At 71.5% G+C, this 24,643-nt stretch carries 23 protein-coding genes; 9 read left to right on the top strand and 14 right to left on the bottom strand.

Annotated features, from left to right (window positions below):
* Positions 1-22 precede the first annotated feature (22 nt).
* Positions 23-2,266, top strand: a complete 2,244-nt coding sequence (locus ACFT32_RS02275) for a glycoside hydrolase family 9 protein (RefSeq protein WP_382484808.1) — start codon at positions 23-25, stop codon at positions 2,264-2,266.
* Positions 2,267-2,333: 67 nt separating this feature from the next.
* Positions 2,334-3,125, top strand: coding sequence for an alpha/beta fold hydrolase (locus ACFT32_RS02270; RefSeq protein ID WP_382484806.1), 792 nt, complete (start codon positions 2,334-2,336; stop codon positions 3,123-3,125).
* 19 nt (positions 3,126-3,144) lie between these two features.
* On the opposite strand, the gene ACFT32_RS02265 is transcribed toward ACFT32_RS02270, so the two are convergent.
* Positions 3,145-4,077, bottom strand: a complete 933-nt coding sequence (locus ACFT32_RS02265) for a sigma-70 family RNA polymerase sigma factor (protein WP_382484804.1) — start codon at positions 4,075-4,077, stop codon at positions 3,145-3,147.
* Positions 4,078-4,228: 151 nt separating this feature from the next.
* On the opposite strand from ACFT32_RS02265, the gene ACFT32_RS02260 reads away from it, so the two are divergent.
* The 3 genes from ACFT32_RS02260 to ACFT32_RS02250 all read left to right on the top strand — a co-directional run bounded on the left by ACFT32_RS02260 (position 4,229) and on the right by ACFT32_RS02250 (position 6,799).
* Positions 4,229-4,474, top strand: a complete 246-nt coding sequence (locus ACFT32_RS02260) for a hypothetical protein (protein WP_234845748.1) — start codon at positions 4,229-4,231, stop codon at positions 4,472-4,474.
* Positions 4,475-4,477: 3 nt separating this feature from the next.
* Positions 4,478-4,855 carry a toxin Doc gene (locus ACFT32_RS02255; protein ID WP_382484801.1) on the top strand — a complete coding sequence of 126 codons (378 nt, stop codon included), beginning with the start codon at positions 4,478-4,480 and terminating at the stop codon, positions 4,853-4,855.
* Positions 4,856-5,170: 315 nt separating this feature from the next.
* The gene (locus ACFT32_RS02250) at positions 5,171-6,799 is read left to right on the top strand and encodes an RICIN domain-containing protein (RefSeq protein ID WP_382484799.1); all 1,629 of its coding nucleotides are present in this window, start codon (positions 5,171-5,173) and stop codon (positions 6,797-6,799) included.
* Between the two features lie 41 nt (positions 6,800-6,840).
* Here the strand turns inward: ACFT32_RS02250 and ACFT32_RS02245 are convergent, their stop codons facing one another.
* From ACFT32_RS02245 to ACFT32_RS02230, 4 genes are all read right to left on the bottom strand, one after another.
* Entirely contained in the window at positions 6,841-8,010 is a 1,170-nt protein-coding gene (locus ACFT32_RS02245; protein ID WP_382484796.1) for a lactate 2-monooxygenase, read from the bottom strand.
* A gap of 76 nt (positions 8,011-8,086) precedes the next feature.
* A complete protein-coding gene (locus ACFT32_RS02240; protein WP_382484793.1) occupies positions 8,087-8,779 on the bottom strand; it encodes an alpha/beta fold hydrolase in 693 nt (230 codons plus the stop codon).
* Positions 8,776-10,365, bottom strand: a complete 1,590-nt coding sequence (locus tag ACFT32_RS02235; protein WP_382484791.1) for a purine-cytosine permease family protein — start codon at positions 10,363-10,365, stop codon at positions 8,776-8,778. The genes ACFT32_RS02240 and ACFT32_RS02235 overlap by 4 nt, the downstream gene beginning before the upstream one ends.
* Positions 10,366-10,571: 206 nt before the next feature.
* A complete protein-coding gene (locus ACFT32_RS02230; protein WP_382484788.1) occupies positions 10,572-11,129 on the bottom strand; it encodes a hypothetical protein in 558 nt (185 codons plus the stop codon).
* A 325-nt stretch (positions 11,130-11,454) separates the two neighbouring features.
* On the opposite strand from ACFT32_RS02230, the gene ACFT32_RS02225 reads away from it, so the two are divergent.
* Positions 11,455-11,889, top strand: a complete 435-nt coding sequence (locus tag ACFT32_RS02225; RefSeq protein WP_382484786.1) for a protease inhibitor — start codon at positions 11,455-11,457, stop codon at positions 11,887-11,889.
* Positions 11,890-12,016: 127 nt separating this feature from the next.
* Here the strand turns inward: ACFT32_RS02225 and ACFT32_RS02220 are convergent, their stop codons facing one another.
* From ACFT32_RS02220 to ACFT32_RS02200, 5 genes are read right to left on the bottom strand one after another with little or no spacing between them, the layout of a single operon-like run.
* Positions 12,017-12,223 (bottom strand): CDGSH iron-sulfur domain-containing protein, encoded by a 207-nt coding sequence (locus tag ACFT32_RS02220; protein WP_193481250.1) that lies wholly within the window; start codon positions 12,221-12,223, stop codon positions 12,017-12,019.
* On the bottom strand, positions 12,204-12,857 hold the full coding sequence (locus ACFT32_RS02215; RefSeq protein WP_382484783.1) for a HemK2/MTQ2 family protein methyltransferase: 654 nt from the start codon (positions 12,855-12,857) through the stop codon (positions 12,204-12,206). The genes ACFT32_RS02220 and ACFT32_RS02215 overlap by 20 nt, the downstream gene beginning before the upstream one ends.
* A 21-nt stretch (positions 12,858-12,878) precedes the next feature.
* Complete coding sequence (locus ACFT32_RS02210; RefSeq protein ID WP_382484782.1) at positions 12,879-13,892, bottom strand: iron-containing redox enzyme family protein; 1,014 nt, start codon at positions 13,890-13,892, stop codon at positions 12,879-12,881.
* Positions 13,893-13,946: 54 nt separating this feature from the next.
* Entirely contained in the window at positions 13,947-14,135 is a 189-nt protein-coding gene (locus ACFT32_RS02205; RefSeq protein WP_382484779.1) for a hypothetical protein, read from the bottom strand.
* 46 nt (positions 14,136-14,181) lie between these two features.
* Positions 14,182-15,192 (bottom strand): Ppx/GppA family phosphatase, encoded by a 1,011-nt coding sequence (locus ACFT32_RS02200; RefSeq protein WP_382484777.1) that lies wholly within the window; start codon positions 15,190-15,192, stop codon positions 14,182-14,184.
* Positions 15,193-15,325: 133 nt separating this feature from the next.
* Here ACFT32_RS02200 and ACFT32_RS02195 point away from each other — a divergent pair, with 133 nt between their 5' ends.
* Together ACFT32_RS02195 and ACFT32_RS02190 are read left to right on the top strand one after the other, a co-directional pair.
* Positions 15,326-15,667, top strand: a complete 342-nt coding sequence (locus ACFT32_RS02195) for a helix-turn-helix transcriptional regulator (RefSeq protein WP_189721970.1) — start codon at positions 15,326-15,328, stop codon at positions 15,665-15,667.
* Between the two features lie 6 nt (positions 15,668-15,673).
* Positions 15,674-16,201 carry an SRPBCC family protein gene (locus ACFT32_RS02190; RefSeq protein WP_382484774.1) on the top strand — a complete coding sequence of 176 codons (528 nt, stop codon included), beginning with the start codon at positions 15,674-15,676 and terminating at the stop codon, positions 16,199-16,201.
* A gap of 4 nt (positions 16,202-16,205) precedes the next feature.
* On the opposite strand, the gene ACFT32_RS02185 is transcribed toward ACFT32_RS02190, so the two are convergent.
* The 4 genes from ACFT32_RS02185 to ACFT32_RS02170 form a co-directional block, all read right to left on the bottom strand.
* On the bottom strand, positions 16,206-19,028 hold the full coding sequence (locus ACFT32_RS02185; RefSeq protein ID WP_382484771.1) for an NHLP bacteriocin export ABC transporter permease/ATPase subunit: 2,823 nt from the start codon (positions 19,026-19,028) through the stop codon (positions 16,206-16,208).
* Position 19,029: 1 nt separating this feature from the next.
* Positions 19,030-21,255 carry an NHLP family bacteriocin export ABC transporter peptidase/permease/ATPase subunit gene (locus ACFT32_RS02180; protein WP_382484768.1) on the bottom strand — a complete coding sequence of 742 codons (2,226 nt, stop codon included), beginning with the start codon at positions 21,253-21,255 and terminating at the stop codon, positions 19,030-19,032.
* The gene (locus ACFT32_RS02175) at positions 21,252-22,058 is read right to left on the bottom strand and encodes an HlyD family efflux transporter periplasmic adaptor subunit (RefSeq protein WP_382484766.1); all 807 of its coding nucleotides are present in this window, start codon (positions 22,056-22,058) and stop codon (positions 21,252-21,254) included. Before ACFT32_RS02175 ends, ACFT32_RS02180 begins: the two co-directional genes overlap by 4 nt.
* Positions 22,059-22,173: 115 nt before the next feature.
* Positions 22,174-22,389 (bottom strand): type A2 lantipeptide, encoded by a 216-nt coding sequence (locus ACFT32_RS02170; protein ID WP_189721965.1) that lies wholly within the window; start codon positions 22,387-22,389, stop codon positions 22,174-22,176.
* Positions 22,390-23,135: 746 nt separating this feature from the next.
* Between ACFT32_RS02170 and ACFT32_RS02165 the strand changes: the two genes are divergently transcribed.
* Entirely contained in the window at positions 23,136-24,563 is a 1,428-nt protein-coding gene (locus ACFT32_RS02165) for a S1 family peptidase (protein WP_382484764.1), read from the top strand.
* Positions 24,564-24,643: the final 80 nt, after the last annotated feature.

Raw genomic sequence — 24,643 nt, 5'->3', positions numbered from 1 at the left:
ACCTCACCAGAGGAGCCCGGACGTGAAACGACGCAGAACCGCCCTGCTGTCCCTGACGGCCCTCCTGGCGACCGCGCTCACCGCGCTGCCCTCCGCACCGGCCGGGGCCGAAGAGGTCGAACAGGTCGAGAACGGCACCTTCGACACCACCACCGCCCCCTGGTGGACGACCAGCAATGTCACCGGAGCGCTGTCCGACGGCCGGCTCTGCGCCGACGTACCCGGCGGCACCGCCAACCGCTGGGACGCCGCCGTCGGACAGAACGACATCACCCTCGTGAAGGGGGAGTCGTACCGCTTCTCCTTCAGCGCGACCGGCACGCCCGCCGGGCACGTGGTGCGGGCGATCGTGGGCCTGTCGGTGTCCCCGTACGACACCTACTACGAGGTGACACCGCAGCTCAGCGTCTCCGGCGACCGCTACTCCTACACCTTCACCTCGCCCGTCGACACCGACCAGGGGCAGGTCGGCTTCCAGCTCGGCGGCAGCGCGGACGCCTGGCGCTTCTGCATGGACGACGTCTCGCTGCTGGGCGGCGTCGCGCCGGAACCGTACGAGCCCGACACCGGCCCCCGGGTCCGCGTCAACCAGGTCGCCTATCTGCCCGCCGGGCCGAAGAACGCCACCCTGGTCACCGATGCCACGGCGAAACTGCCCTGGGAGCTGAAGAACGCCCGCGGTGCCGTGGTCGCCCGGGGCACAACCGTGCCGCGCGGGGTCGACGCCTCGTCGGGGCAGAACGTCCACTCGATCGACTTCGGCGCGTACCGCACGAAGGGCACCGGCTTCACCCTGGTCGCCGACGGCGAGACCAGCCGCCCCTTCGACGTCGACGCGAGCGTCTGGGAGCGGCTCCGCCTCGACTCGGCGAAGTACTACTACACCCAGCGCAGCGGCATCGAGATCCGCGAGGACCTGCGGCCCGGGTACGGCCGCCGGGCCGGTCACGTGGGCGTGGCACCCAACCAGGGCGACACCTCCGTACCGTGCCAGCCGGGCGTGTGCGACTACAGCCTCGACGTCAGCGGCGGCTGGTACGACGCCGGCGACCACGGCAAGTACGTCGTCAACGGCGGCATCTCCACCTGGGAGTTGCTGAGCACCCATGAACGCGCGCTGCACGCCCGCACCGGCGACGCCGGCAAGCTCGGCGACGGCACGCTCGCCATCCCCGAGAGCGGCAACAAGGTCCCGGACATCCTCGACGAGGCCCGCTGGGAGCTGGAGTTCCTGCTGAAGATGCAGGTGCCCGCCGGGAAGCCGCTGGCCGGCATGGCCCACCACAAGATGCACGACGAGCAGTGGACCGGGCTGCCGCTGCTGCCCAGCGACGACCCGCAGAAGCGCGAACTGCACCCGCCGTCCACCGCGGCCACCCTGAACCTGGCCGCCACGGCCGCGCAGGCGGCTCGCCTGTTCCGGTCCCACGACAGGGCGTTCGCCGACAAGACCCTGGCGGCCGCCCGCACGGCCTGGTCGGCGGCGCTCGCCCACCCCGACCGCTACGCCTCCGAGAGCGACGGCATCGGCGGCGGCGCCTACCCCGACGACGACGTGACCGACGACTTCTACTGGGCGGCGGCCGAGCTGTACCTCAGCACGGGGGAGAAGCAGTTCGAGGAGTACGTCCTGAAGTCCCCGGTCCATACGGCCGACCTCTTCAAGCCCCTCGGCTTCGACTGGGCCCGCACCGGGGCGGCGGGCCGGCTCGATCTCGCGACGGTACCGAACAAGCTGCCGGGCCGGGACAAGGTGCGCGAGTCCGTCGTCAAGGGCGCCGACCGCTACCTGGCCACCCTGAAGGACCACCCCTACGGCATGCCCTACGCACCCGACGGCAACAAGTACGACTGGGGCTCCAGCCACCAGGTCCTCAACAACGCCGTCGTCCTCGCCACCGCGTACGACATCAGCGGCGCTTCGAAGTACCGGGACGGCGCACTGCAGAGCATGGACTACATCCTCGGCCGCAACGCGCTGAACATCTCCTACGTCACCGGCTACGGCGAGGTCAGCTCCCAGAACCAGCACAGCCGCTGGTACGCCCGCCAGCTCGACCCGGGCCTGCCCCACCCGCCGCGGGGCACCCTCGCCGGCGGGCCGAACTCGAGCATCCAGGACCCCTACGCACAGAGCAAACTCCAGGGCTGCGTCGGGCAGTTCTGCTACATCGACGACATCCAGTCCTGGTCGACCAACGAGCACACGATCAACTGGAACGCCGCCCTGACCCGGATGGCCGCCTTCGTGGCGGACCAGGGGTAGGGACGTGCCCGGTGCCGGGGGATTCCGCCGACAGGACGCCTCCGGCACCCGCGCGTAGCCTGGTCACATGCACGCGGTGCGGGTAGACGGCATCGAGGTCGCCTACGACCGGGTGGGCTCGGGCCCGCCCCTGGTGCTCGTGCACGGCGCCACGGCGGACGCCCGCCTCTGGCGTGGCCAGGTCGCCGACCTGGCCGACGCGTTCACGGTGGTCGCCTGGGACGAACCGGGAGCCGGCCGCTCCTCCGACGTACCGCCCACCTTCACCCTCGCCGACTACGCTCGCTGTCTGGCGGCCGTCATCAAGGACGTGGGCCTCGGCCCGGCCCATGTCCTCGGCCTGTCCTGGGGCGGGACCATCGTGCTGGAGCTCTACCGGCACCACTCCGATCTCGTCAGGACGCTGCTCCTCGTCGACACCTACGCCGGCTGGAAGGGCTCGCTGCCCGCGGCGGAGGTGCGGGCGCGGGTCGAGGGTGCCGAGCGGCTGCTCGCGGTCCCGGCCGAGGACTTCGCCCCGACCATGCCGGGCCTGTTCGCGGGCCGGCCGCCCGCCGAAGCCGTACGCCTGATGTCCGTGATGTCGGCCGACACGCGCCCCCAGACCATGCGGACCGAGCTCACCGTCATGGCCGAGGCCGACCAGCGCGACCTGCTGCCCACGATCACGGTGCCGACGCTCCTGCTCTGGGGCGAGCTCGACGCGCGCTCCCCGGTGGAGCAGGTCGCCCACCCGTTCCTGGCGGCGATCCCGCACGCCACGCTGGTCGTCCTCCCGGGCGTCGGGCACCTCAGCAGCATCGAAGCCCCGGAGGCCTTCAACCGGACCGTGCGGGAGTTCTGCCGCTCCCGGTCCTGAGCGGACCGGCCCCGGTCGTTCACGCGTCCTCCTTGGGCACGTGGGTGAGCTTGTCCGGATTGGCCACGACATAGATGCCGCGCACCCGGTCGCCCTCCGGGGTGAGGTCAAGCACCAGGACGGCGAACGGCGCCTCCCCGTCGAACAGCACGGCGGAGTCGTCGCCGTTGACCCGGCGGTAGCTCCAGACCGGGTTGCGCGGACCGCCGCGCCCGGAGGTGAGCAGGCGGGCCACCTTGTCCCGGCCGTGCACCGGGCGCAGGCTCGCCGGCTTGCGTTTGCCGCCGGCGTCCGTCCACGCCGTGACGTCGGGCGCGAGGACCTCCATCAGTGCGGCGATGTCCCCGCCGAGCGCCGCCCGCACGAACCGCTCGGTCGCCTCCCGCCGCACCCGCGGATGCGCCTCGTACCGCGGCCGCCGTGCGTGCACGTGCTCCCGGGCCCGGTGCGCCAACTGCCGTACGGCGGCGGGGGAGCGGTCGATGACCTCCGCGATCTCGGCGTGCGGGTAGCCGAACACCTCGCCCAGGACGAACACGGCCCGCTCCAGCGGGGTCAGCGACTCCAGGACGACCAGCATCGCCAGCGACACCGATTCGGAGCGCAGGGCGGGCCCGTCGGCGGTGTCGGCCTCGCCGTCGGCGACAAGAGGCTCGGGCAGCCACTGGCCGACGTAGGTCTCCCGCCTGCGGCTGATGGTGGCGCGGCGGCGCAGCGCGTGGTTGACCGCCACCCGTACGAGATAGGCGCGGGGGTTGTCGACGCCGGCCAGGGGAGCGCCGCCGCCACGGGCCGTCCAGGACAGCCAGGTCTCCTGCAGGACGTCCTCGGTGTCGGCGACGCTGCCGAGCATGTTGTAGACGACGCCGAACAGCAGCTCGCGATGGTCGACGAACACCCCGGTCGCCTCGTCGGCCGGGGCGTCGGTGCCGGGTGCGGTGATCTCGGTCATGCGTGGTCCTCCCGGAGACGTGTTCACCACTGAGACCGGGGAGCGGGCCCGGAATGTGACATCGCCGGGCCCCACCGCTTCCCGGTACCGTCTGATTCCTCTCTGACCTGGGGATATTTACGAGTCAGTACCCGAGCGGTACCTTGGAGGCATGCCAGCTCTCAACGTGGAGTTCAGCGACCGCGAGCTCGAGGACCTGCGGCAGATCGCCAAGGAACGCGGTACGTCGATGAAGGCGCTCGTGCGGGAGGCGGCCGCGGCCGACATAGCCCGTCACCGGGCGCTCCAGGAGGGCGCGGAGGCCTTCCGCAGGTTCTTCGCGACCCACGCCGACGAGTTCGCCGCGGCCTTCCCGGACGACGAGCCGTCCGCCAAGGGTGAAGGGCGGGCTGCCTGACCGATGGCACCCGTCATTCATATCGACGTGCCCTGGCTGCTGCAGCGCCATGAGGAGGTCCTGCCGGACCAGCCCACCGTCAACGACTTCTCCGCGCTGGTCGCCGCCGTCGCCCGGCACCGGGTCGATCCGCCGCGCCTCGGGGTGAACTCCGACCCGGCCTGGCGGGCCGCCGCGCTGCTGCACACCCTCGCCGTGCTCCGGCCGCTGCCGGCGGCCAACGCCCGCTTCGCCTGTGCGACGGCCGTGGCGTACATGTTCGTCAGCGGCGCCGGCATCGACCCGCCCTACGGCGCCCTCGTCGACCTCGCCCGCGACCTGATGTCCAACACGACCGACGTCTACGGCGCGGCGGACCGGCTGCGGTCCTGGCAGATCTGACCCGATTCACACAGGGCGCACGGAAATGTCGAAAACGGGTGCGAGCGGCGTACGCGCGTTCCCCGTTTCTGACTTTCTGTCAATGGGCCGGATGTTGCACGGGCGCCTTGTTGGTCGTGTGGGGGTTGTGCAAGAGTGAAACACACGTGCGGGGGGAATGGCCGGGTGTCGCACGTGATTTGTGGACCGGGTCCGATTCGCCGCCGGTGAATTCGCACCTCCCGCGCCGCGCCAGAAAAGGTTCGCACCAACCGGGCTCCTTTTTCGGCGGCAGGACTTCTGTGTGTCACCTGCGCGTGGGAAGGAACCATCTCAGTGCCCACCCCCCACCCCCCTCGTCCCCCGTATCCCCCGCCCGGCGGGGATCCCGGGGACTCCGATGAATCACTCGCCGCCCCGCTGAGAGGCAGCCCGGAGGGCGAGGTCGCCGCCCATTCCGTCGCGCTGCTGATGGCGCGGCACTGGCAGCCGGTGCACGACTACGCGGTCATCTGTCTCGCCTCGTCGGCGCAGGTCGCCGCCATGGTCACCGGGACCGCCTTCCATCGGACCCTCAACCGCGTGGCCTTCGGCGACTCGGCCGTCGCGCTGCGCCCGGTCCTTCTCGTGACCGTGCGCGACACGATCCGGGAGTGGTCCGGCGACGATCGAATATCCGCCGTTCTGCCGGCGCTGCAGAAACCGGCCGGAGGGCGCGGGCTGCGCGCGGCGGCGTCCATGACGCCCGAAAATCGGGCACTCGCGGAGCGGGCATTCCAGGCACTTCCCGCCGCCGCGCGCTGTTTGCTCTGGCATGTCGAGGTCGAGGCAGATCCTTTAAGCGTCCCCGCCGGCCTGCTGAGCATGGATACCGACATCGCGTCGGCCGCCCTCGAACAGGCGCGTGACAAATTCCGCGAGGGTTGTGTACATGCCCATCGTGAACTCGCGCCGACCCATGATTGCCGGTTCTACAACCGCCTCCTCGACGTCCCGATCCGCCGGGGCGGCGCACTGCTGCCGGACGTTCAGCAGCATCTGGCGGAGTGCCGCTACTGCCGGAACGCCGCCGAGCAACTGAGCCATTTCGAGGGCGGTCTCGGCCCGTTGATCGCCGAAGCGGTGCTCGGCTGGGGCGCCCGCCGTTACCTCGACTCGCGTCCGGGCCGGGCCTCGCACGGTACGCGCGGCGGTCGCGGCGGCCGGCGCGGCGGCGGGCGGTCCGGGAGCGCACGCCACCGTCTGCTGTCCAGGATCCCCATGCCCGCCCGCCGGGTCCCGGGCGTCCGGGTCCCGGACGCGCTGCGGTCCTCCCGGGCGCTGCTCTCGGGCGTCGGCGCGGTGTCGGCCGGGGTGCTGGCGACGGTGCTCATCATCAGCGCGTCCTCGTACGACGGCGGCCAGGCCGACCCGGCCGGCTCCAACAGCGCCGCCGGCGGCAACGGCGGCGGGTCGGTGACACCGCCGGACACGGCCGTGCTGCCCACCGCACCGGGAGTGACGCGGCTGCGCAACGCGGGCGCCGATCTGTGCCTCGACATCCGGGACCTGCCGAAGGAGGGCTCGGGGGCGAAGCTGGCCTCGTGCTCGACGGCGTGGACCCAGCAGTGGACGTACGAGAACGACGGGCTGCTGCGCAGCGTCGCCGATCCCGGGCTGTGCCTGGACTCGCACAAGGACGCGGGCGTCGTCGTGCTCGGCACCTGCGCCGAGGAGGACGCCGAGCGGGGCGAGGACGTGCGCTACGACCTCACCGTGCAAGGGGAGTTGCTGCCCCGCTGGGGCGAGGAGCTGGCCCTCACCTCCACCAACGACGACCCGGACGCCGACATCGTCGTCAAGGTCCGCGACCGGTCGGACGAACAGCGCTGGCAGCCGGAGCCCGTGCCCACGGCGGCCGGGTCCCTGTCGATCGCGGAGGAGGACGTCCCGACCGCACGGCAGGTGACAGCGCCGAACCGCTGAACGGCTGAGCGGTGAACTCGGCCTCGCCCCCGCCCCACGCCTCAGCCCGGCTCCTCCGTCAGATCGGCCGGGCCGACCGTCGCAGGCGTGGCGTGACCCGACAGGGCCAGGGTGAGGTCGAGTTCGGCCAGGAGGCAGCGGATGACGTGCTCGACGCCGGGCTGTCCGTCGAGGCCGAGACCGTAGACGTACGGGCGTCCGACGAGCACCGCCCGCGCGCCCAGTGCGAGGGCCTTGAAGATGTCGTCGCCGGTGCGGACGCCGCTGTCGAAGAGGACGGTGAGCCGGTCGCCGACGGCGTCCACGACACGGGGCAGCGCGTCGGCGGCGGCCACGGACCCCGCGACCTGGCGGCCGCCGTGGTTGGAGACGACGACGCCGTCCATGCCCGCCTGAGCGGCCAGCCGTGCGTCGTCCGGGTGCAGGACGCCCTTGAGGACGATCGGGCCGTCCCAGTTCTCCCGCAGGAACGCCAGGTCCGGCCAGGACTTGGCCGGGTCGGAGAACATGCCGACGAAACGCATCACGGCCGCGTTCGGGTCCTCGTGCACCGGCTTGGCCAGACCCGCTTGGAAGGCCGGATCCGAGAAGTAGTTGGCCGTGCCGACGCCGTGGAGGAAGGGCAGGTACGCCTGGTCGAGATCCCGGGGCCGCCACGACAGCAGCGGTGTGTCCAGGGTGACGACGAGCACGCTGAACCCGGATGCCTTCGCCCGGTTGAGGAAACTTCGGGCCACCTCGGGATCCTTCGGCCAGTACAGCTGGAACCACCGCTCGGCGTCGCCCATCGCCTCGGCGACCTGCTCCATGGGCGTGCTCGAGGCGGACGACAGGATGTACGGCACGCCCTGCGCGGCGGCGGCCCGGGCGGCGGCGGGTTCGGCGTCCGGGTGCATGATCGACAGCACGCCGACCGGGGCCAGCGCCAGCGGGGCGGGCAGGGCGCGGCCCAGCACCTCGACCGACAGATCCCGCTCGTGCACGTCCCGCAGCATGCGCGGCACGATCCGGCGGCGCTCCAGGGCCGCCCGGTTGGCCCGGGCGGTGCTGCCGTTCCCGGCGCTGCCCGCCACATAGCCGACCGGGCCGGGCCCGAGCCGCTGTTCGGTCAGTTCCTCCAGCCGGGTCAGATCGGTGGGCAGGCGCGGCACGGCACCCGTCATCCCGTTGAGATAGATCTCGTACTGGAAGTCCGCCCAGTGCTTCGCCATGTCGTCCGTCCCGCCTCTCGTCGCTGAGAACGCGCAGTACGCCGACCATACCGACCGGTAGGCAGGACGGGAGTGATCAGGGCCGGGCCGCCGACTCGTGCAGGACGCGTGCCAGTTCGCGCGGGCTGGAGAACATCGGCCAGTGGCCGGTGTCCATCTCGATCAGCTCCCAGCGGTCGCTCTTGAGCAGTTCGGCCACCACGGGCATCGGCTCGTCGCCGTCGAGCAGGCACTTGATATAGGTCGCCGGGAGCTCGCCGAGGGGGCGGGTGAGCTCGGCCGGTCCGGTGAGGGTGGCACCGGGGTGCGGGGTGGCGTTCACGATCCGGGCGATCTGTTCGTCCGTCAGCCCCTGTCCCGCGTACTCCGGCGCGCCGAGCGGCGGCCAGTACCCGTCGTGGTCGGCGATCGACTGCCGTACGTCCTCGCTCGGCCAGCCCGACAGGAACGACTCCCCGTCCACCGGTACGTTCGCGTCGACGAACACCACACGCCGCAGCCGCTCACCGATCCGCTCGGCGGCCTGCCCGACCGGGACGCCCGCGTAGCTGTGCCCCACCAGCACCACGTCCCGCAGATCGAGCCGCTCGACCTCGTCGACGATGTCCTGGACGTGCGTCTGCTGTCCCGCGGGCAGCCCCTGCCTCTCGGCGAGGCCCGACAGCGTCACGGCACGCACCTGGTGCCCCGCCGCGCGCAACTCTCCCGCCACCTCGTCCCACGCCCACGCCCCGAGCCATGTCCCCGCCACCAGTACGAAGTCGGTCATGAGGGCAACTTAGCCGAGGGGTCTGACAACGCCCCCTCGGCGCCGGGCCCCGTGATCGGCGGAACGGGCACCTCGACGGTCCGGGCCAGCCGGGCGCCCTCGGGGCCGTACACCGCCCGGGGTTCGGGGAACAGCCACAGCAGGGCCAGGAACAGCACCGCCGCCACGACCAGCGACAGCGGCAGGCTGATGTCGACACCGCCGGCCAGGTCGCCGAGCGGGCCGACGAACTGCCCGGGGATGTTGGTGAACAGCACGCCGAGCACCGCCGACACCCACCAGGCGGTCATGCCCCGCCAGTTCCAGCCGTGCGCGAACCAGTAACGGCCGCCTCGCTGACGGCGGTTGAAGACCTGGAGCGCCTCCGGGTCGTACCAGCCGCGCCGTGTCCAGTAGCCCAGCATCATCACGACCATCCACGGTGTGGTGCAGGTGATGATCATCGTGGCGAAGGTCGAGATGGAGCGCACGAGGTCGAGCCCGAACCGGCCGGCGAAGATGAACGCGATCGACAACGCGCCGACCAGCAGCGTCGCCTGGACCCGGGACAGCCTCGGGAACACGGACGAGAAGTCGAGCCCGGTGCCGTAGAGCGCCGTCGTGCCCGTCGCCATGCCGCCGATCAGCGCCAGCAGGCACACCGGCAGGAAGAACCAGCCCGGGGAGATCGCGAGCAGCCCGCCCACGAAGTCGGGGGCCGCCGGGTCGACGTACTCCGGCGCCTCGGCCGCGATGATGCTGGCGGTCGTCAGTCCGAACAGGAACGGCAGCAGCGTCGCGAGCTGTGAAAGGAACGCGGCCCCGATCACCTTCCGGCGCGAGGTGCTCGCCGGGATGTAGCGCGACCAGTCGCCGAGGAACGCCCCGAACGACACCGGGTTCGACAGCACGATCAGCGCCGCCCCGATGAACGACGGCCAGAACAGGTCCGCAGTCGCCGCGTCCGCCGAGTCGGTGAAGACGCCCGTGTACGACGGGTCGAAGTCCCCCGCGAACGCCACCGCGCCGAGCAGGAACAGGGCGCTCGCCGAGGTCACCGCGATCTTGTTGACGAACAGCATGAACCGGAAGCCGTAGACGCAGACGGCGAGGACCAGCACCGCGAACAGCGCGTAGGCGACGGCGTAGGACAGGTCGTCCCGGGAGAGTCCGAAGAGCCGGTGGGCGCCGCCGACCAGGGCGTCGCCGGAGCTCCACACCGAGATGGAGAAGAACGCGACGGCCGTCAGCAGCGACAGGAACGAGCCGACCACCCGGCCGTGCACCCCGAGGTGCGCGGACGAGGAGACGGCGTTGTTGGTGCCGTTGACCGGGCCGAACACCGCCATCGGACAAAGGATCAGCGCCCCCGCGACGACCCCGAGGAGGGTGGCCGCGAGGCCCTGCCAGAAGGAGAGGCCGAACAGGATCGGGAAGGCGCCGAGGACGCAGGTGGAGAAGGTGTTGGCACCGCCGAAGGAGAGCCGGAACAGGTCCAGCGGGGTCGCGGAGCGCTCGGCGTCGGGGATCCGGTCGACGCCGTGGGTCTCGACCTCCGTCAGGGACGGGGGAGACGCGGCGGGGGAGGGGTGGTCGGCCGAGGACAAGAGAGCTCCAGCGGGGGACGGGTCGGCGGAGCGCGGTGTGACGCGACTGCTTGGCGGACGGCCGCCCGCCGGCGCCGGGGTGTGCGGCGGCGCGCGGATGCCGTCCTCATGGGGTCTGCCGACCGTAAACGATCAAGGGCGACCGACGCCAGAGGACGGTTCATCCATTCCCGGCGTTGCTGTTGGACGATTCCTCCACTCCTCGGTCACTCCTCGTCGTCCGCGGGCGGTGTGTGGTCCGTCTCGGCGTCCGGCCCCTGTGCCCGCACCCGCTGCACGTGTTCCAGGGAATCGCGCAACTCCGCGAGCCAGTCGTCCGTATGACGCTGGACCAGACGCACGCACCAGGCCAGCGCGTCGCTGCGGCTGCGGGCGACGCCGCCGGCGATCAGGGTGTCGAGGACCTGGCGCTCCGGCTGGCGCAGCCGCGTCATCACCGGCGCGGCCACGTGTGTGAAGAGCGCGCGCCGCCCACCGCACTCCACGCCCCAGGACACCTTCCGGCCGAAGCGGTGCTCGGCCTCCCGGGCCACGGCCATCCGGTCCTCGCGGGTGCGCTCCCGGAACTCCTGCACCCGGCTTTCCAGGGCCGCCTCCCGTTCGGCGTCCGGAGCGTCCTGAGCCAGCCGGGGTTCGGGGATGCGGCCGATCACGGTGATCTCCTCGCGGTCGACCGTGAGCTCGGTCAGTTCCTCGAAGAGGTCGTCGGGGAGGCGGCCGGCGAACCAGCCGCGCAGTTTCTCGATCTGCTCTTTCGTAATCATGTAATGACGATTACTCGACCCGAGCATGAACACAAGGGGTTGCGAAGTGGTCGGCCGAGAGCGGAATCGGAATGTTTCAGGCCTATTAACGAACAGCGGGAAATCGGCCATCTGGCCGCATCGTGCCCCCCGGGGCCCGTGCGGTTACGGGCTTCACCCGTGTGGATTCCGTAACTTCACGCCACTGATTCAACACGCAATGTTACTGAAACCGGTGGGGTCGATGTGTGTTTCGGCGGTGGACTCGGCAGACTCGCGCTCGCCGATCCGGCACCGAACGAGCATGGATCGGCACACCCTGTAATCGAGCGGAAGGATGCACACAATGCGGAACACCGCGCGCTGGGCCATGACCCTCGGCCTGACGGCCACCGCCGTCTGCGGACCCCTCACCGGGTCCGCGCTCGCCAGTCCGGGTCAGGCCCCCACCGCGCTCTACGCCCCCTCGGCCCTCGTTCTCACGGTGGGCCACGGTGAGAGCGCGATCGCCGTGACCCCGGAACGCGCGGTCACCCTGACCTGTGCCCCGAGGCCCGGCGGCACGCACCCGGCCGCCGGCTCGGCCTGTACGGAACTACTGGGCGTCGGCGGGAACATCGACGCCCTGACCGCCAGGGACGGAGTGATGTGCACCAAGCAGTACGACCCCGTGGTCATCACCGTCGACGGTGTCTGGCAGGGCAAGCGCGTCTCGTATGAGCGCACCTTCTCCAATGACTGCGTGAAGAACGCCCACGGTTCGGGCCTCTTCGCGTTCTGAGACCGGGATCGCGCCGTTCCCGTGAAGTAGGCGGCCCGTTGCTGGGGAGCCGGGTTGCCGGCGCGGGGAACTGCGATCTCGTACAGGGGGCCGGCGGGCGGAGTGGGGCCGCCCGTCGGCCCCCGGGTCACGCCCGGTCGCGGTGGCTCGTGTCGCACCACGGGTAGCGGCGGCTGCGGCGACAGGTGCACAGGGCCACGCGGAAGCGGTCGGAGCGGACGACGGAGCCGTCCTCCAGCTCCACCTCCACCGGGCCCTCCACCAGGAGCGGGCCCTTGCGCTGGACGGTGATGCGCCGCGGCGGCGCGGACCGGTCAGACGGGGAGTTCGGCACGGACGACCACCAGCTCTTCCTCGTTCTCGGCGGTGGACAGCAGCCCCCGCTGTCGCAGCCAGCGTTCCCGGCCGCGCAGCACCGGCCCGAACGCGATGCGGTGCCGGCGGATCACCGCGGCCTTCAGGCCGGACGCGCGCAGTTGCCCGACGGTCAGGTCCGGGTCGCTCAGCGCCGACTGCACGAGCAGGAGCACCCCGCCCGGACGCAGCAGGGCGGGCGCCTCCCGGCAGATCCGGTCGACGACCAGCCGCCCGTCTCCGCCCGCGTCCCATGCGCGGGCCGAGCCGCGCGGCTCCCTGCCGCCCCCCGGCGCCGGCACGTACGGCGGATTGGCCAGGATCAGATCGAACGACTCCCCGCGCACGGGATCGAAGAGGTTGCCGTGCCGGATACGGAGGGGGAGTCCCGCCAGCCGGGCGTTCAGCCGCGCCGCCCACACGGCGCCCCGGGACACGTCCACGGCGGTCACGCGGAGACCGCGGCGCGCGGCGGCCAAGGCCAGAGCGCCCGTCCCGGTGCCCACATCGAGGACCTCGGCGCCCGGGGGCACCGGCTCGTCGGACAGGGCACCGGCCAGTAGATCGGTGTCCTCCTGCGGGGCGTAGACGCCCGGGGGTACCAGTGGATTCACGCCGCTCGGGTACCCCGGCCGTCAGGAGATATGGGCTGTCTCCTGAGCAAGCGGTGCATACAGTGACGAACGTGACGCACGCCAGTCGCTGAGCATGCGGGCGCCCAGGCGGTCCTCGACGAACTCGGTGGCGTCGATCCCGAAGGCGACATCGGGGGCGAGATGCGGCTCCCGCTCCAGCAGACCGCCGATGACGTCGTGGCGCACCACCTGCTCGTGGACCGCGTCGGCCTCGACGTGCTCGTCGTAGAAGTGCTCGGCCGCCGGCCCGGCGCCCGTGCGGCGCATCGCCTCGGCGAGTCGCCGCGACCCTGGTGACGAGGTGATCTCGACCGCAGCGAAGTGGCCGACCAGGGCGCCCCTGAGGGCCCGGTGCAGGCCGAAGAGGGACATGAGGTTCACCGTCACCAGGGCCTCGGCCGTCGCCGCGTCGAGGTAGCGGCCGTAGGCGGTGTCCAGGCCCAGATCCGTCATCAGGTCGGCGAACAGCCGCGCGTGGACGCGGTCGGCGCGCCCTCCGCCCCATTCGTCGAACTCCACCGCCGCCATCGCCGCCTTCGCCCGGCCCCACAGCCGCGGCAGCACCCAGGCGTGCGGGTCGGCCTCCTTGAGGTGGTACAGGGAGCGCTGGGCCGCGTACTCGCGCACCTGCCACAGCTCGCCCTCGTCCCGCAGGAAGGGCGTGACACCCGTGCCGTGGACGGGCTCCACCAGCAAACCCCGCAGCGCCTCGTCCAGGCTGTCGTGGACCTTGGCGTCGGTGCGCAGCGCGGACAGGAAGCGGTGCTCCATGGCCGCTCGGACGCGCAGCAGATCGGGGTCCCACTCCAGCTCCGGGGCCACGCCCGCGAAGCCGCGGTAGTGCAGCTCGTAACACAGGTACAGGGCGAGCTGGAGATCGTCGCCGTACACCTGGGCCCGGGCGGTTTCCTCAGGACGGGGCAGCGCGCCCGCGCCCCGCAGGTACGCCTCGACGCCCCTGCTCAGCGGGCCGCGCGGGGTGGGCAGGGGCGGTTCGTCGCGGTCGTGCTCCATGCGCGCCGGGTACCCGGGCGAGGGCCGGTCACCCGCCCGCGTCACCCGCCCGCGTCATTCTCCCTCGGACTCCTCCTGCGCACGCTCGTTCGGCGTGATGGCGTCCCCGGCCTCACCCCGGTGACGTCGCTGCCCGGGGGAGTCCTCGGCGCGGTTCTCGGCGTCCTCGATCTCGCGCAGGACTTCATCGAGGGCCGTCTCGGGCTGCTTGCCGGAGGCGTCCCGGTTCTCGTCGTGGGGCATGGGGGTCTCCCTTCCCTGTTCGATACGTCGGTTCCGTCCGCCGTGATCAGTTGGCAGCGGCGGCCGCGATGCGCAGCGGCACCGGGTCAGGAGGGGTGGTCTCCTCGTTGCGGCGGGTCACCTCCGCCCACCAGGAGGGGCCGTCCTCGATGTGGCGCAGCAGCACGCCCTCGCGAATCGCCCAGGGGCAGACCGTGACGGACCTGATGCCGGCCAGCTTCATCGCGGTGTGCGCGACCACCGCGCCCGCCAGGCTCTGCGTGGCCCGCGGCGCGGAGATACCGGGCAGGCGCGCGCGTTCGGCGGCGGGCAGGGCGGTCAGTGTCGTGATCGCCTCCCGCAGCCCCACGCGGTGCAGTTCCCGGTCCACGAACGGGCCGTGGCGTCCGGGTGGGGCGCCGCAGAGGCGGCCCAGCTGCTGGAAGGTGCGGGAGGTGGCCACCGCGGTACGCGGGCCCTCCCAGCGGATCCGCGCCGCCACGTCCCGCAGCTGATGGCGGACCCTGCGGCGAAGCGCCCGCACCCGCTCCGGCGACGGCGGGTCCTCGTCCTCGAAGAACTCGTGGGTGAGCCGCCCCGCGCCCAGCGGCAGGGACGCCACGAAGTCGGGCAACCGGCCGCGGCCGAAGGCGACTTCCAGTGAGCCGCCGCCGATGTCGAGCAGCGCGAGCGGCCCCGAACGCCAGCCCATCCAGCGCCGGGCCCCGAGAAACGTCAGCTCGGCCTCGACCTCGCCCGGCAGGGTGCACAGGTCCACGCCGGTACGGGCCCGGACGGTGTGCAGCACCTCGTGCCGGTTCGGCGCGTTGCGCACCACGGCGGTCGCGAAGGCGAGCGGGCCGGCCGCCCCCCACCGCGTGGCGGTCCTGCTCGCCTCGGCGACAGCGTCGACGAGTTGCCCGACGGCATGCTCAGGGATGGGTCCCCCCGGTGTGACCTGTTCGGACAGCCTGAGTCGCCACTTCGCGGTGTGCACCGGCAGCGGTACGCCGTCCTCCGCGTCCGAGACGACGAGTCTGACCGTGTTCGATCCCACATCCATCACGCTGATTCGCATTGGACGTGGGTACCCAAATACGGGCCGGAGCAACGGAAGTGTGCGTGGAGTACGGCGAAGTCACGCCATCGGACACAAGCATGCGTGGGCATATTCCTTGACAGGAATATAACGGCCGAGGCATATTGAAGGCATGTCCGACGCCGCCCTCTGGACCGCCCTCGCCGATCCCCACCGGCGGGCCATCGTCGCCCTGCTCCTGGAGCGGCCCCGGGCCGTCGGTGAGATCGTCGAGGCGTGCGGACTGAGCCAGCCGAGCACCTCCAAGCACCTGAAAGTGCTGCGGGAGGCGGGCCTGGTCCGGGTACGACAGGACGCGCAGCGACGCGTCTACGCCCTGGATCCCGGCCCGATCGCCGCACTCGACGCCTGGCTCGCTCCCTACCGCAAGCTCTGGAACGAGAGCCTCGACGCGCTGGGCCGCCGCCTCGACGAGACGCCGGACACCACGGAACCACCCGCACCGAAGGACTGATCCGCCATGGCAGCCGAACTCACCGGCACCTATCTGACCCTGGACGACGGCCGCCCCGCCGTCCGCTTCAGCCGCACCTACGACCATCCCGTCGACCGTGTCTGGCAGTTCGTGACCGACCCCGACGAACTGGAGCGCTGGTTCCCCTCCCGCGCCGAGATCGAGCTGCGCCCCGGCGGCGCGGTCACGTTCAGCGGCGACCCGCACATGGCGGACTCCACGGGCCGGGTCATCGCCGTCGACCCGCCCCGGCACCTGTCGTTCGAGTGGGGCGGGGACGAACTGCGCTTCGACCTGGAGGAGGCCGGGGACAAGCGCACCCTCTTCACGCTCACCAACGTCCTCCAGGCCGAGGACTCCGCCGCCCGCAACGGCGCCGGCTGGGAGGTGTGCCTGACCGCGCTGGACGCCAGGGCGCGCGGCGAGCAGGCCGCCGGTCCGCACGCCGGGACCGACGCGCCCTGGCAGGAGCTCTACGCCGCCTATCGCGCGGCCGGTGTCCCCTCCGGCGCCCCGGTCCCCGGACCGGAGTGATCCCTCACGCCATCTGCCGCCGCACCAGCTCGTGCAGCCGGCCGCCGGTGTCGGCGAGCAGCCGGTCGGGCGGGCCCTGCTGGATGACCTTGCCGTCCTCCATCACCACGACCCGGTCGGCGTCCATCACGGTGGACAGCCGGTGCGCGATGACGATCCGGCTCGCGTTGAGCGCCTTGGTGCTCTCGATGACGGTGCGCTGGGTCTCGTTGTCGAGAGCGCTGGTCGCCTCGTCGAAGAAGAGGATGCGCGGCCGGCGGATCAGTGCCTGCGCGATCATCAGCCGTTGGCGCTGACCGCCGGAGACGGCACCGCTGCCCGAGACGATGGTGTGCAGGCCCATCGGCATCCGCTTGATGTCCTCGGCGAGGCCCGCCATCTCCGCCGCCGCCATCGCCTCCTCCGGCGTGTACGGCTCGGTGCCGCAGATGACGTCCAGGATCGAGCCGGTGAACGGCTGCGCGTGCTGGAGCACCACACCGCACTGCCGGCGCACCGCCGACTGGTCGAGGGCCCCCAGGTCCTGACCGTCGTACAGCACGCTGCCCGACAGCGGCCGGTCGAAGCCGATCAGCAGACGCAGCAGCGTCGACTTGCCGCAGCCGCTGGGGCCGACGACCGCGACGAACTCGCCCGGCTTCACCTCGAACGACACCTCGTCCAGGATCAGCGGACCGTCGTCCGAGTACCGGAAGGACACCCGCCGTGCCTCGATCGCGCCGGACAGCGGACCCGGCCGCGTGCTCGCCGTCCGCACCTCCGGCGTCGCGTCCAGCACCGGCCGGATCTCCTCGAACAACGGCAGCGCGGCCACCGCGGAGACGAACGAGCCGGTCAGCTGTGTGACCGCGGTCAGCACCATCGTCACCGAGGTGTTGAAGGTGAGGAACGCGGCCGCCGACATCGAGCCCCGGGCCGGGCCGGCCAGCAGCATGAACATCAGCAGCGTGCACAGCGGCAGATACACCGCGCCCAGCACCGTCGAGAGGTTCTTGATGCGGCCGACCTTCTGCTGGAGCTCACGGCTGCGCGCGAACTCCGACGCCCACGCTGCGTACGCGTAGTTCTCGGCGGCGGCCACCCGGAGCTTGGGCAGGCCGCGCAGGGTCTGGAACGCCTGGTTGTTCAGCTTGTTGGAGAGCACGACCAGCCGCCGCTGCCAGCGCACCTGCCACAGTCCCAGCCCCAGGAACACGGCCGCGATGACGACGAGCATGCCGATCGCGGCCATCGCCATCGGCACGCTGAACCACAGCAGCAGCCCCAGATTCATGGCCCCGATGGTCACCGACTGGGCGACCGTCGGCCCGACTCCCGCCAGCAGCCGGCGGATCGAGCTGATGCCCATCGCCGCGCTGGCCAGTTCGCCGGTGGAGCGCTCCGTGAAGAACCGCGTCGGCAGTCTGAGCAGCCGGTCCCACACGGCCGGCTGGAGCGTGGCCTCGATCCGGCCCTCGATCCGCAGGATGGTGAGGTTCTGCAACAGCATGAAGGCCGCCGCCACCACGCTGCTGAGCATCACCGCCAGGCACACCTGCACGATCAGGTTCGTCTGGGCCTTCGGCACGAACTCGCCGAGCACCTTGCCGGTCGCGATGGGCACCATCGCGCCGATCGCCACCGTGACCAGGCCGCTGAGCAGCAGACCGGTCAGGTCGCCGCGCATGCCCTGCATACAGAACCGCAGCAGCCCGAGCGGGCTGAGACTCCGCTCGGGCAGCGGGCGGTAGAACATCACCGCACGTGGCTCGAACTCGTCGGCGTTGGCCTTCTCGATCGGCGTCTCACGGCCGGTGGACGGATGGACGGCGACATATCCGCCGCGCCGCCACAGCAGCGCCACCGGCGCACCGGACAGGGCCCGGTGGCCGACCAGCGGCCCCACATTGTCCCGCCACCAGCGGCCGTCCAGGCGCACGGCCCGGGTGCGGACGCGGGAGGCCAGGGCGACCTGCTCGACCGGGTCGAGGCGGTCGCCCCCGGTGCCCTTCTGGGTGGGCTCGGTGAGGCGGATCCCGGCCGCCTGGCCGACCAGCTTGCAGGCCGCGTACGAGGCGTCGGCGTCGGCCGAGGTGGTCCGCTTCGACGACCGCTTGCCGATGGAGGCGAGCAGGGTCTGGTCCGCCTGGGCGCGGACCGCCTCACCGGCCTTGATGCCCTCGGCCGTCCGCGTCTCGTGGGTGCTCTCCAGCTCCTCGATCCAGCGGTCCAGCGTGGTCAGCAGCCGGTATTGCTGGTCGACCATGCTCTGCCACAGCGCCGGGTCCATCAGCAGGTCGGCCGCGGCCTCCGCGCCGTACAGCGAGCCGTACTGCACGCTGCCCGGCGGCACCTGCATCCAGAACACGTCGTCGTCCGTGGGGGCCGCGGCCCGCTCGGTCGCCATCGGCGCCTGGAAGAGGATGGACAGGCTGCGGCCGACGCCCAGGGCGAGCGCGTACTCCAGCGGACTCGTCGTCGGAGGCACGTACTGGGGATTGCCGTACTCGTCGTAGGACCAGGTCGCGGTGTCGGCGGGCTGGTACAGCTCGCGCAGGCCGATGCGGTGCACCACGCAGTCCCGCAGCGGGCGGGCGACCAGCGTGTGCTGGGGCCCCGGCACCGGGCCGAGCACCAGCGAGCCGGCCTCCAGCCGGCCGAGGTGGTGCCAGTGGCCCTGCTGGCCGGCGTCCACCGCGAACAGGTCCACGGCACCGGCCGCGACCAGCCACAGCACCTGCGGGCCCTCCAGATCGAGACGGTTGAACCCGGCGCAGTCGATGCGCGAGCCCATCTGCCCGAACGCGTTGAGGACGAGGTCGCCCTCATGTCCCTGAACGGCCGTCATCTCACCGCTCCCTGACCAGCGTGGCGTACGCGCCGCCGCGCGCCACCAGCTCCTCGTGCCGTCCCCGCTCCACGACCGTGCCGTGCTCGAGGACGACGATCTCGTCGCTGTCGCGCACGGTGCTGAGCCGGTGCGCGATCACCACACAGGCACAGCCGCGCCTGCGCAGGTTGTCCATCACGACCAGTTCGGTCTCCGCGTCCAGCGCGCTCGTCACCTCGTCCAGCACCAGAATGCTCGGCCGGCGCACCAGCGCCCGCGCGATCTCCAGCCGCTGGCGCTGCCCGCCGGAGAAATTGCGGCCGTCCTGCTCGACCCTGCTGTGGATGCCGCCGGGGCGGCGCGTGATCACGTCGTACAGGGCGGCGTCCCGCAGCGCGTCCTCCACCGCGTCGTCCGGGATCGACGGGTCCCACAGCGCCACGTTGTCGCGGACGGTGCCCTCGAAGAGGAACACGTCCTGGTCGACGAAGGAGACGGAGGCGGCCAGCGCCCCGCGCGGAATGTCGTCGATGCGCTGCCCGTCGATGCGGATCACGCCCTCCCACGGCGCGTACAGCCCGGAGATCAGCCTCGACACCGTGGACTTGCCGCTGCCGGAACCGCCGACCAGCGCGACCTGCCGGCCCGGGCCGACCGTCAGGTCGAAGCCGGTGAGCAGGGGTTTGTCGAGCGGGCTGTAGCCGAAGGTGATGTTCTCCAGCTCGACATGGCCCTGGAGACGGCGCGTCGACTCGCCGGAGTCGGGCCGGCCGTAGAGCGGGTCGGCCTTGAAGTTCTCCACGTCCTTCAGCCGGGCCACGTCGGCCGCGAAGTCCTGGATGCGGCCCGCGACGCCGTTGAGCCGGGTCAGCGGGGCGGTGAAGCGGGCGACCAGGGCCTGGAAGGCGACCAGCAGGCCGACCGAGATATGGCCCTCGACCGCCCGCATGCCGCCGATCCAGAGGATGAGCCCGCTGTTGAGGGTGGCCAGGGTCGGCGCCACCACACCCAGCCAGGCGCTCGGCACACCGAGCCGCTGCTGCTCCTCCAGCGTGGTGGCGTGCTGCCCGGCCCACTTGCGGAAGTAGCCGTCCTCGCCGCCGGTCGCCTTCATCGTCTCGATCAGCTGAAGACCGGTGTAGGCGGTGTTGGTGAGCCGGGCCGTGTCGGCGCGCAGCTTCGCCGTACGGGTCGCGCGCAGCCGTACGACCACCCGCATGGCCACGATGTTCAGCAGCGCCACGCCGATGCCGACGAACGTCAGCTGCGGGTCGTAGCTGTACAGCAGCACCGCGTACAGGACCACCACGATCGCGTCCACGCCCGCCGCCGCCAGGTCGCGGGACAGGGTCTCGGCGACCGCGTCGTTGGACTGCAGCCGCTGGACGAGGTCGGCCGGGCTGCGCTGGGAGAAGAACGTCACCGGCAGCCGCAGCAGATGCCGCAGGAAGCGGGCGCTGGAGAGGGTGGAGGAGATGATGCGGCCGTGCAGCAGATTGGCCTGCTGGAGCCAGGTCAGCACGACGGTGAGCAGCACGCACGCGCCCATCGACGCGAACAGAACGCCGAGCAGCGAGGTCTGGTTGCCGATCAGGAACTCGTCGATGTAGGTGCGGCTGAGCGCGGGCACCGCCGCGCCGACCGCCACCAGCAGCAGGCTGGAGAGCACAGCGGCGGGCATCGTGCCCGCGGTGCCGCGCAGCCGGGCGGGCATCGCGCCCAGGACGCCGGGCTTGCGGCCGCCCCGGCTGAAGTCCTCGCCGGGCTCCATGACCAGCACGACACCGGTGAAGCTGCCGTCGAAGTCCTCCATCGGGACGAAACGGCGGCCCTTGCCGGGGTCGTTGATGTAGACGCCGCGGCGTCCGAAGCGGCGGCCCATGCCGTCGTAGACGACGTAGTGGTTGAACTCCCAGAACAGGACGGCCGGCGACTTCACCTCAGCGAGCGCGGCCAGGTCCATCTGCATGCCCTTGGCCGTCAGGCCGTAAGAGCGGGCCGCCTTGAGGAGGTTGCTGGCGCGCGAGCCGTCTCGGGAGACGCCGCAGGCGATGCGCAGCTCTTCCAGCGGGACGTGCTTGCCGTAGTGGCCGAGCACCATCGCCAGGGAGGCGGCGCCGCACTCGACGGCCTCCATCTGGAGCACGGTGGGCGTACGGACGGTCTTCGCGGAGGCCTTGGGCACCTTGCGCTTCGGCGGGGCCGCGCGGCGCCTGCTCCGCGGCTCCTGTGCGGTGGCGCTCATGGCAGCAGCCAGTCGACGGGACGCTGGTCGGTGAGCCGGATCGATCCCGAGGCCATCGTCATCGAGGACAGCTTGTACGGGGGCCCGTCCGCGGACGACCACTTGTATCCGCTCTTGGTGCCGGACGACTTGTCCAGCCGGACCGTCACGGCCACGGGCCTGCCCTTCTTGGTGAACTGCTCGCCCAGCTGGCTGTCCCCGAGGAACGCGGAGATCTGCTGCGGAGACTGGGCCGCGCGGTCCACCGACTTCACATGGCCGCGCAGCACGCCGTACTCCTGGGTCGGCACCGACTGCACGGTCAGGTCCACCGCGGCGTCGTCGGGGATCGAGGCGGCGTTCTCGGCGGGGACGTAGACGGTCGCGTACAACGCGTCCCCGGTATGGGCGACCTTCTCGACGGCGGCCACGTTCGCGCCGGTCTGGATGATCTGCCCGACGGTCGCGGCGAGCCCGGAGACCCGGCCCGCGTCGAGCGCGCGCACGACGGCCTCGCCCTTGGCCGTGCGGACCTTGAGCACGGGGGAGTTCGCGGTCACCTGCTCGCCCTGCTTGGCGAGTACCGCGGTGACCTGGCCCGCGACGGGGCTCTGGAGGAGGTAACTGCCCTGCCCGTGCGTGAGGATGGCGGGTGCGCTGACGGTGGAGGCCACCGAGCCGGTCACCGCCCACACCGAGGCGGCCGCCATGGCGACCACGGTCACCGAGAGCACGAGCCAGCCCTGCGGGCGGGCGAAACGCACCGGGAGGTCGAGTTCCTCCGGTGACTGGAGCTTGGCGAGGGCCTGTTGGCGGAACTGCAAGGAACTTCCCTCACCCGTAGAAGAGGTTCTAACGGCCGTGACGGAAAGGGTCACGGCACCCGAAGATCCCGGAACCGCCGGCTGCGGTTCCGGGAGTCAACGGCACAAGGCTCGATCAGAGACCGGAGACCAGGCCGGTGACCGGGGCCGTGTTCAGGCCGGTGACACCCTCGACGGTGCCGACGGCGGTGTCGACGACGCCGGAGACCGGGGCGATGCTGTCAACCGTGTCGGTGACGGTGTTGACGGCGTTCACGGACAGGCCGCCGGAGATGGCGTCGAGCTGGGCGTCAGCGATCTCGACGGTCTCAACCTGGGGGGTGGAGTTCATGATGGAACTTCCCTTCATATGGATATCTCACAAGGGGGGAGCGGCCCCCTCTGGGGACAGATGACGGCCGCGACCGCGAGCGCCGGGCACCCGTTTCCGGAGTGCCCTCCGCGGCTCCCGCGATGCGATGGATCAAAGCACGCTGCGGGTCCGCGCTTCCAATCAACCAGCCGTCTCACCAGGGAACTTGCGCCCCAGCGGTACCTATTGGTGCAGGAGTGTGCACGTCTCGGTGGCGAGTTCTTCACATGCGCCACAGCATCGGCTCATCCGACGCCTTGCATCCGGAGGCGGCGAATCCGGCACTCCCGCCCCAAAGGCGTGACAGGCACCTCCCGCTTGTGGATAACCCTCCGCTTGGTGACTGGGTTGAGCATTCGGTGTGCAGATTCGCTGAAGTCGGGATTCGACTCGGTGTTCGCAACAGATCGTTTCCGGTCGGATACGGATCGTGTCGGTTCGGCGGGCCGGGACGGGGGCCGTAGCCGAAAGACCGTCATCAAGCCAGGCACTGTCCTGGGCCGACAGGACTCCTCCGCCCGGTCTCCTCGCCGTGACCAGGGAAGTCGTGGGCCGGGTGGGTGGGCGTACGGGCAGCGGGAGTTGGCTGATTCCGCGATGCGAAGGGATCACTTGCAAACGCGATTGAACGCCCCACGTGGCACGTGCGTACCAACAGCCATCCAGGCGCCCCCCAAAGCTGCCGAACGGCGGCACAGGCTCCGTCCCCCCAGGAGGAGAGAAGTTTGAGTCACAAGCGAATTCCGAAGCGCAAGGCCGCGATAGCGGTGGGCGGCGTGGCGGCGCTCGGCGCGGCCGCGATCCTGCTCCCCAACGCCAACGCGTCACAGGACGGTTCGTCCGACGGCGCGGCCGCCGCGCCGAAGACACTGAAGGCGGGCGACGCCTCGGATCTCGCCTCGCAGCTCTCCGGGCTCCTCGGTGAGGCGTTCGGCGGCTCCTACTACGACGGCGACAGCCAGCAGCTCGTCGTCAACGTCGTACCGGGCGACAACAACAACGTGATCGTGCAGGCGAAGGCGGCAGGCGCGAAGGTCCGCGAGGTCGACAACAGCTGGTCGGAGCTGCAGAGCGGCGCGTCGACCCTGAAGTCCGACGCGACCATCGCGGGCACCTCGTGGTCGATCGACCCGCGCACGAACAAGCTGCGTGTCACCGCCGACAGCACCGTGACCGGTGCCAAGTGGGACAGACTGGAATCGACGGTCAAGAGCCTCGGTACCGGCATGGCGACCCTCTCGAAGTCCGCCGGCACCTTCAAGCCGTTCGTCTCGGGCGGCGACGCCATCTTCGCGGGCGGCTCGCGCTGCTCCCTCGGCTTCAACGTCACCGCGGGCGACGGCTCGCCCGCCTTCCTGACCGCCGGCCACTGCACCCTCGGCGGCAACGAGTGGTCGGACGCGGAGGGCGGCCAGCCGATCGCCACGGTCGACCAGTCCACCTTCCCGGGCGACGGCGACTTCGCGCTCGTGAAGTACGACGACCCGGCGACCGAGGCGCCCAGCGAGGTCAACACCGGCGACCAGACCGTCCCGATCACCGAGGCCGCGGAGGCGACCGTCGGCCAGGAGGTCTTCCGGATGGGCAGCACCACCGGGCTCAACGACGGCCAGGTCCTCGGACTCGACGCCACGGTGAACTACCCGGAGGGCACGGTCACCGGCCTCATCCAGACCGATGTCTGCGCCGAGCCCGGCGACAGCGGCGGCTCGCTGTTCACCCAGGACGGTCTCGCGATCGGCCTGACCTCGGGCGGCAGCGGTGACTGCACGGCCGGCGGCGAGACGTTCTTCCAGCCGGTGACCACCGCCCTGGAGGCGGTCGGCGCGACCCTCGGCGCGGGCGGCGCCGGCGGCGCGGGCGCCGGTGCCGGTGAAGAGGCCGGTGCGGGCGAGGAAGCCGGTGCGGGCGAGGAGGCCGGCGCCGGTGCGGGTGCCGGTGAGGAAGCCGGTGCGGGCGAAGAGGCCGGTGCGGGCGAGGAGGCCGGCGCTGGTGCGGGCGCCGGTGAAGAGGCCGGTGCCGGTGAAGAGGCCGGTGCTGGTGCCGGCGAGCAGGCCGGAGGCGAGGAAGCGGGAGCCGGTGCTGATGCCGGTGCCGGTCAGGACGCCGGGCAGGGCGTCCAGGACAACTCGGGTCTGACCGAGTCCCGCTGATCTGAGACCGTCGGAGCCGGTCCGACGATGCCGGCCCGGTACCGCCCCCTTCCTGGCGGGACCGGGCCGGCCCACCGGCG

The sequence above is a fragment of the Streptomyces sp. NPDC057002 genome (genome assembly GCF_042673825.1).
GTDB lineage: Bacteria > Actinomycetota > Actinomycetes > Streptomycetales > Streptomycetaceae > Streptomyces.
Note: the sequence above shows the minus strand (reverse complement) of the source record. Positions and strands in the feature narration are given on the sequence as shown.

What these genes read in the sequence shown, in the direction of transcription:
- ACFT32_RS02270 (WP_382484806.1), top strand. Translation starts at nt 2,334, where the DNA reads ATGCACGCGGTGCGGGTAGACGGCATCGAGGTCGCCTACGACCGGGTG.
- ACFT32_RS02265 (WP_382484804.1), bottom strand. Translation starts at nt 4,077, where the DNA reads ATGACCGAGATCACCGCACCCGGCACCGACGCCCCGGCCGACGAGGCG.
- ACFT32_RS02260 (WP_234845748.1), top strand. Translation starts at nt 4,229, where the DNA reads ATGCCAGCTCTCAACGTGGAGTTCAGCGACCGCGAGCTCGAGGACCTG.
- ACFT32_RS02255 (WP_382484801.1), top strand. Translation starts at nt 4,478, where the DNA reads ATGGCACCCGTCATTCATATCGACGTGCCCTGGCTGCTGCAGCGCCAT.
- ACFT32_RS02245 (WP_382484796.1), bottom strand. Translation starts at nt 8,010, where the DNA reads ATGGCGAAGCACTGGGCGGACTTCCAGTACGAGATCTATCTCAACGGG.
- ACFT32_RS02240 (WP_382484793.1), bottom strand. Translation starts at nt 8,779, where the DNA reads ATGACCGACTTCGTACTGGTGGCGGGGACATGGCTCGGGGCGTGGGCG.
- ACFT32_RS02230 (WP_382484788.1), bottom strand. Translation starts at nt 11,129, where the DNA reads ATGATTACGAAAGAGCAGATCGAGAAACTGCGCGGCTGGTTCGCCGGC.
- ACFT32_RS02225 (WP_382484786.1), top strand. Translation starts at nt 11,455, where the DNA reads ATGCGGAACACCGCGCGCTGGGCCATGACCCTCGGCCTGACGGCCACC.
- ACFT32_RS02210 (WP_382484782.1), bottom strand. Translation starts at nt 13,892, where the DNA reads ATGGAGCACGACCGCGACGAACCGCCCCTGCCCACCCCGCGCGGCCCG.
- ACFT32_RS02205 (WP_382484779.1), bottom strand. Translation starts at nt 14,135, where the DNA reads ATGCCCCACGACGAGAACCGGGACGCCTCCGGCAAGCAGCCCGAGACG.
- ACFT32_RS02200 (WP_382484777.1), bottom strand. Translation starts at nt 15,192, where the DNA reads ATGCGAATCAGCGTGATGGATGTGGGATCGAACACGGTCAGACTCGTC.
- ACFT32_RS02195 (WP_189721970.1), top strand. Translation starts at nt 15,326, where the DNA reads ATGTCCGACGCCGCCCTCTGGACCGCCCTCGCCGATCCCCACCGGCGG.
- ACFT32_RS02190 (WP_382484774.1), top strand. Translation starts at nt 15,674, where the DNA reads ATGGCAGCCGAACTCACCGGCACCTATCTGACCCTGGACGACGGCCGC.
- ACFT32_RS02185 (WP_382484771.1), bottom strand. Translation starts at nt 19,028, where the DNA reads ATGACGGCCGTTCAGGGACATGAGGGCGACCTCGTCCTCAACGCGTTC.
- ACFT32_RS02180 (WP_382484768.1), bottom strand. Translation starts at nt 21,255, where the DNA reads ATGAGCGCCACCGCACAGGAGCCGCGGAGCAGGCGCCGCGCGGCCCCG.
- ACFT32_RS02170 (WP_189721965.1), bottom strand. Translation starts at nt 22,389, where the DNA reads ATGAACTCCACCCCCCAGGTTGAGACCGTCGAGATCGCTGACGCCCAG.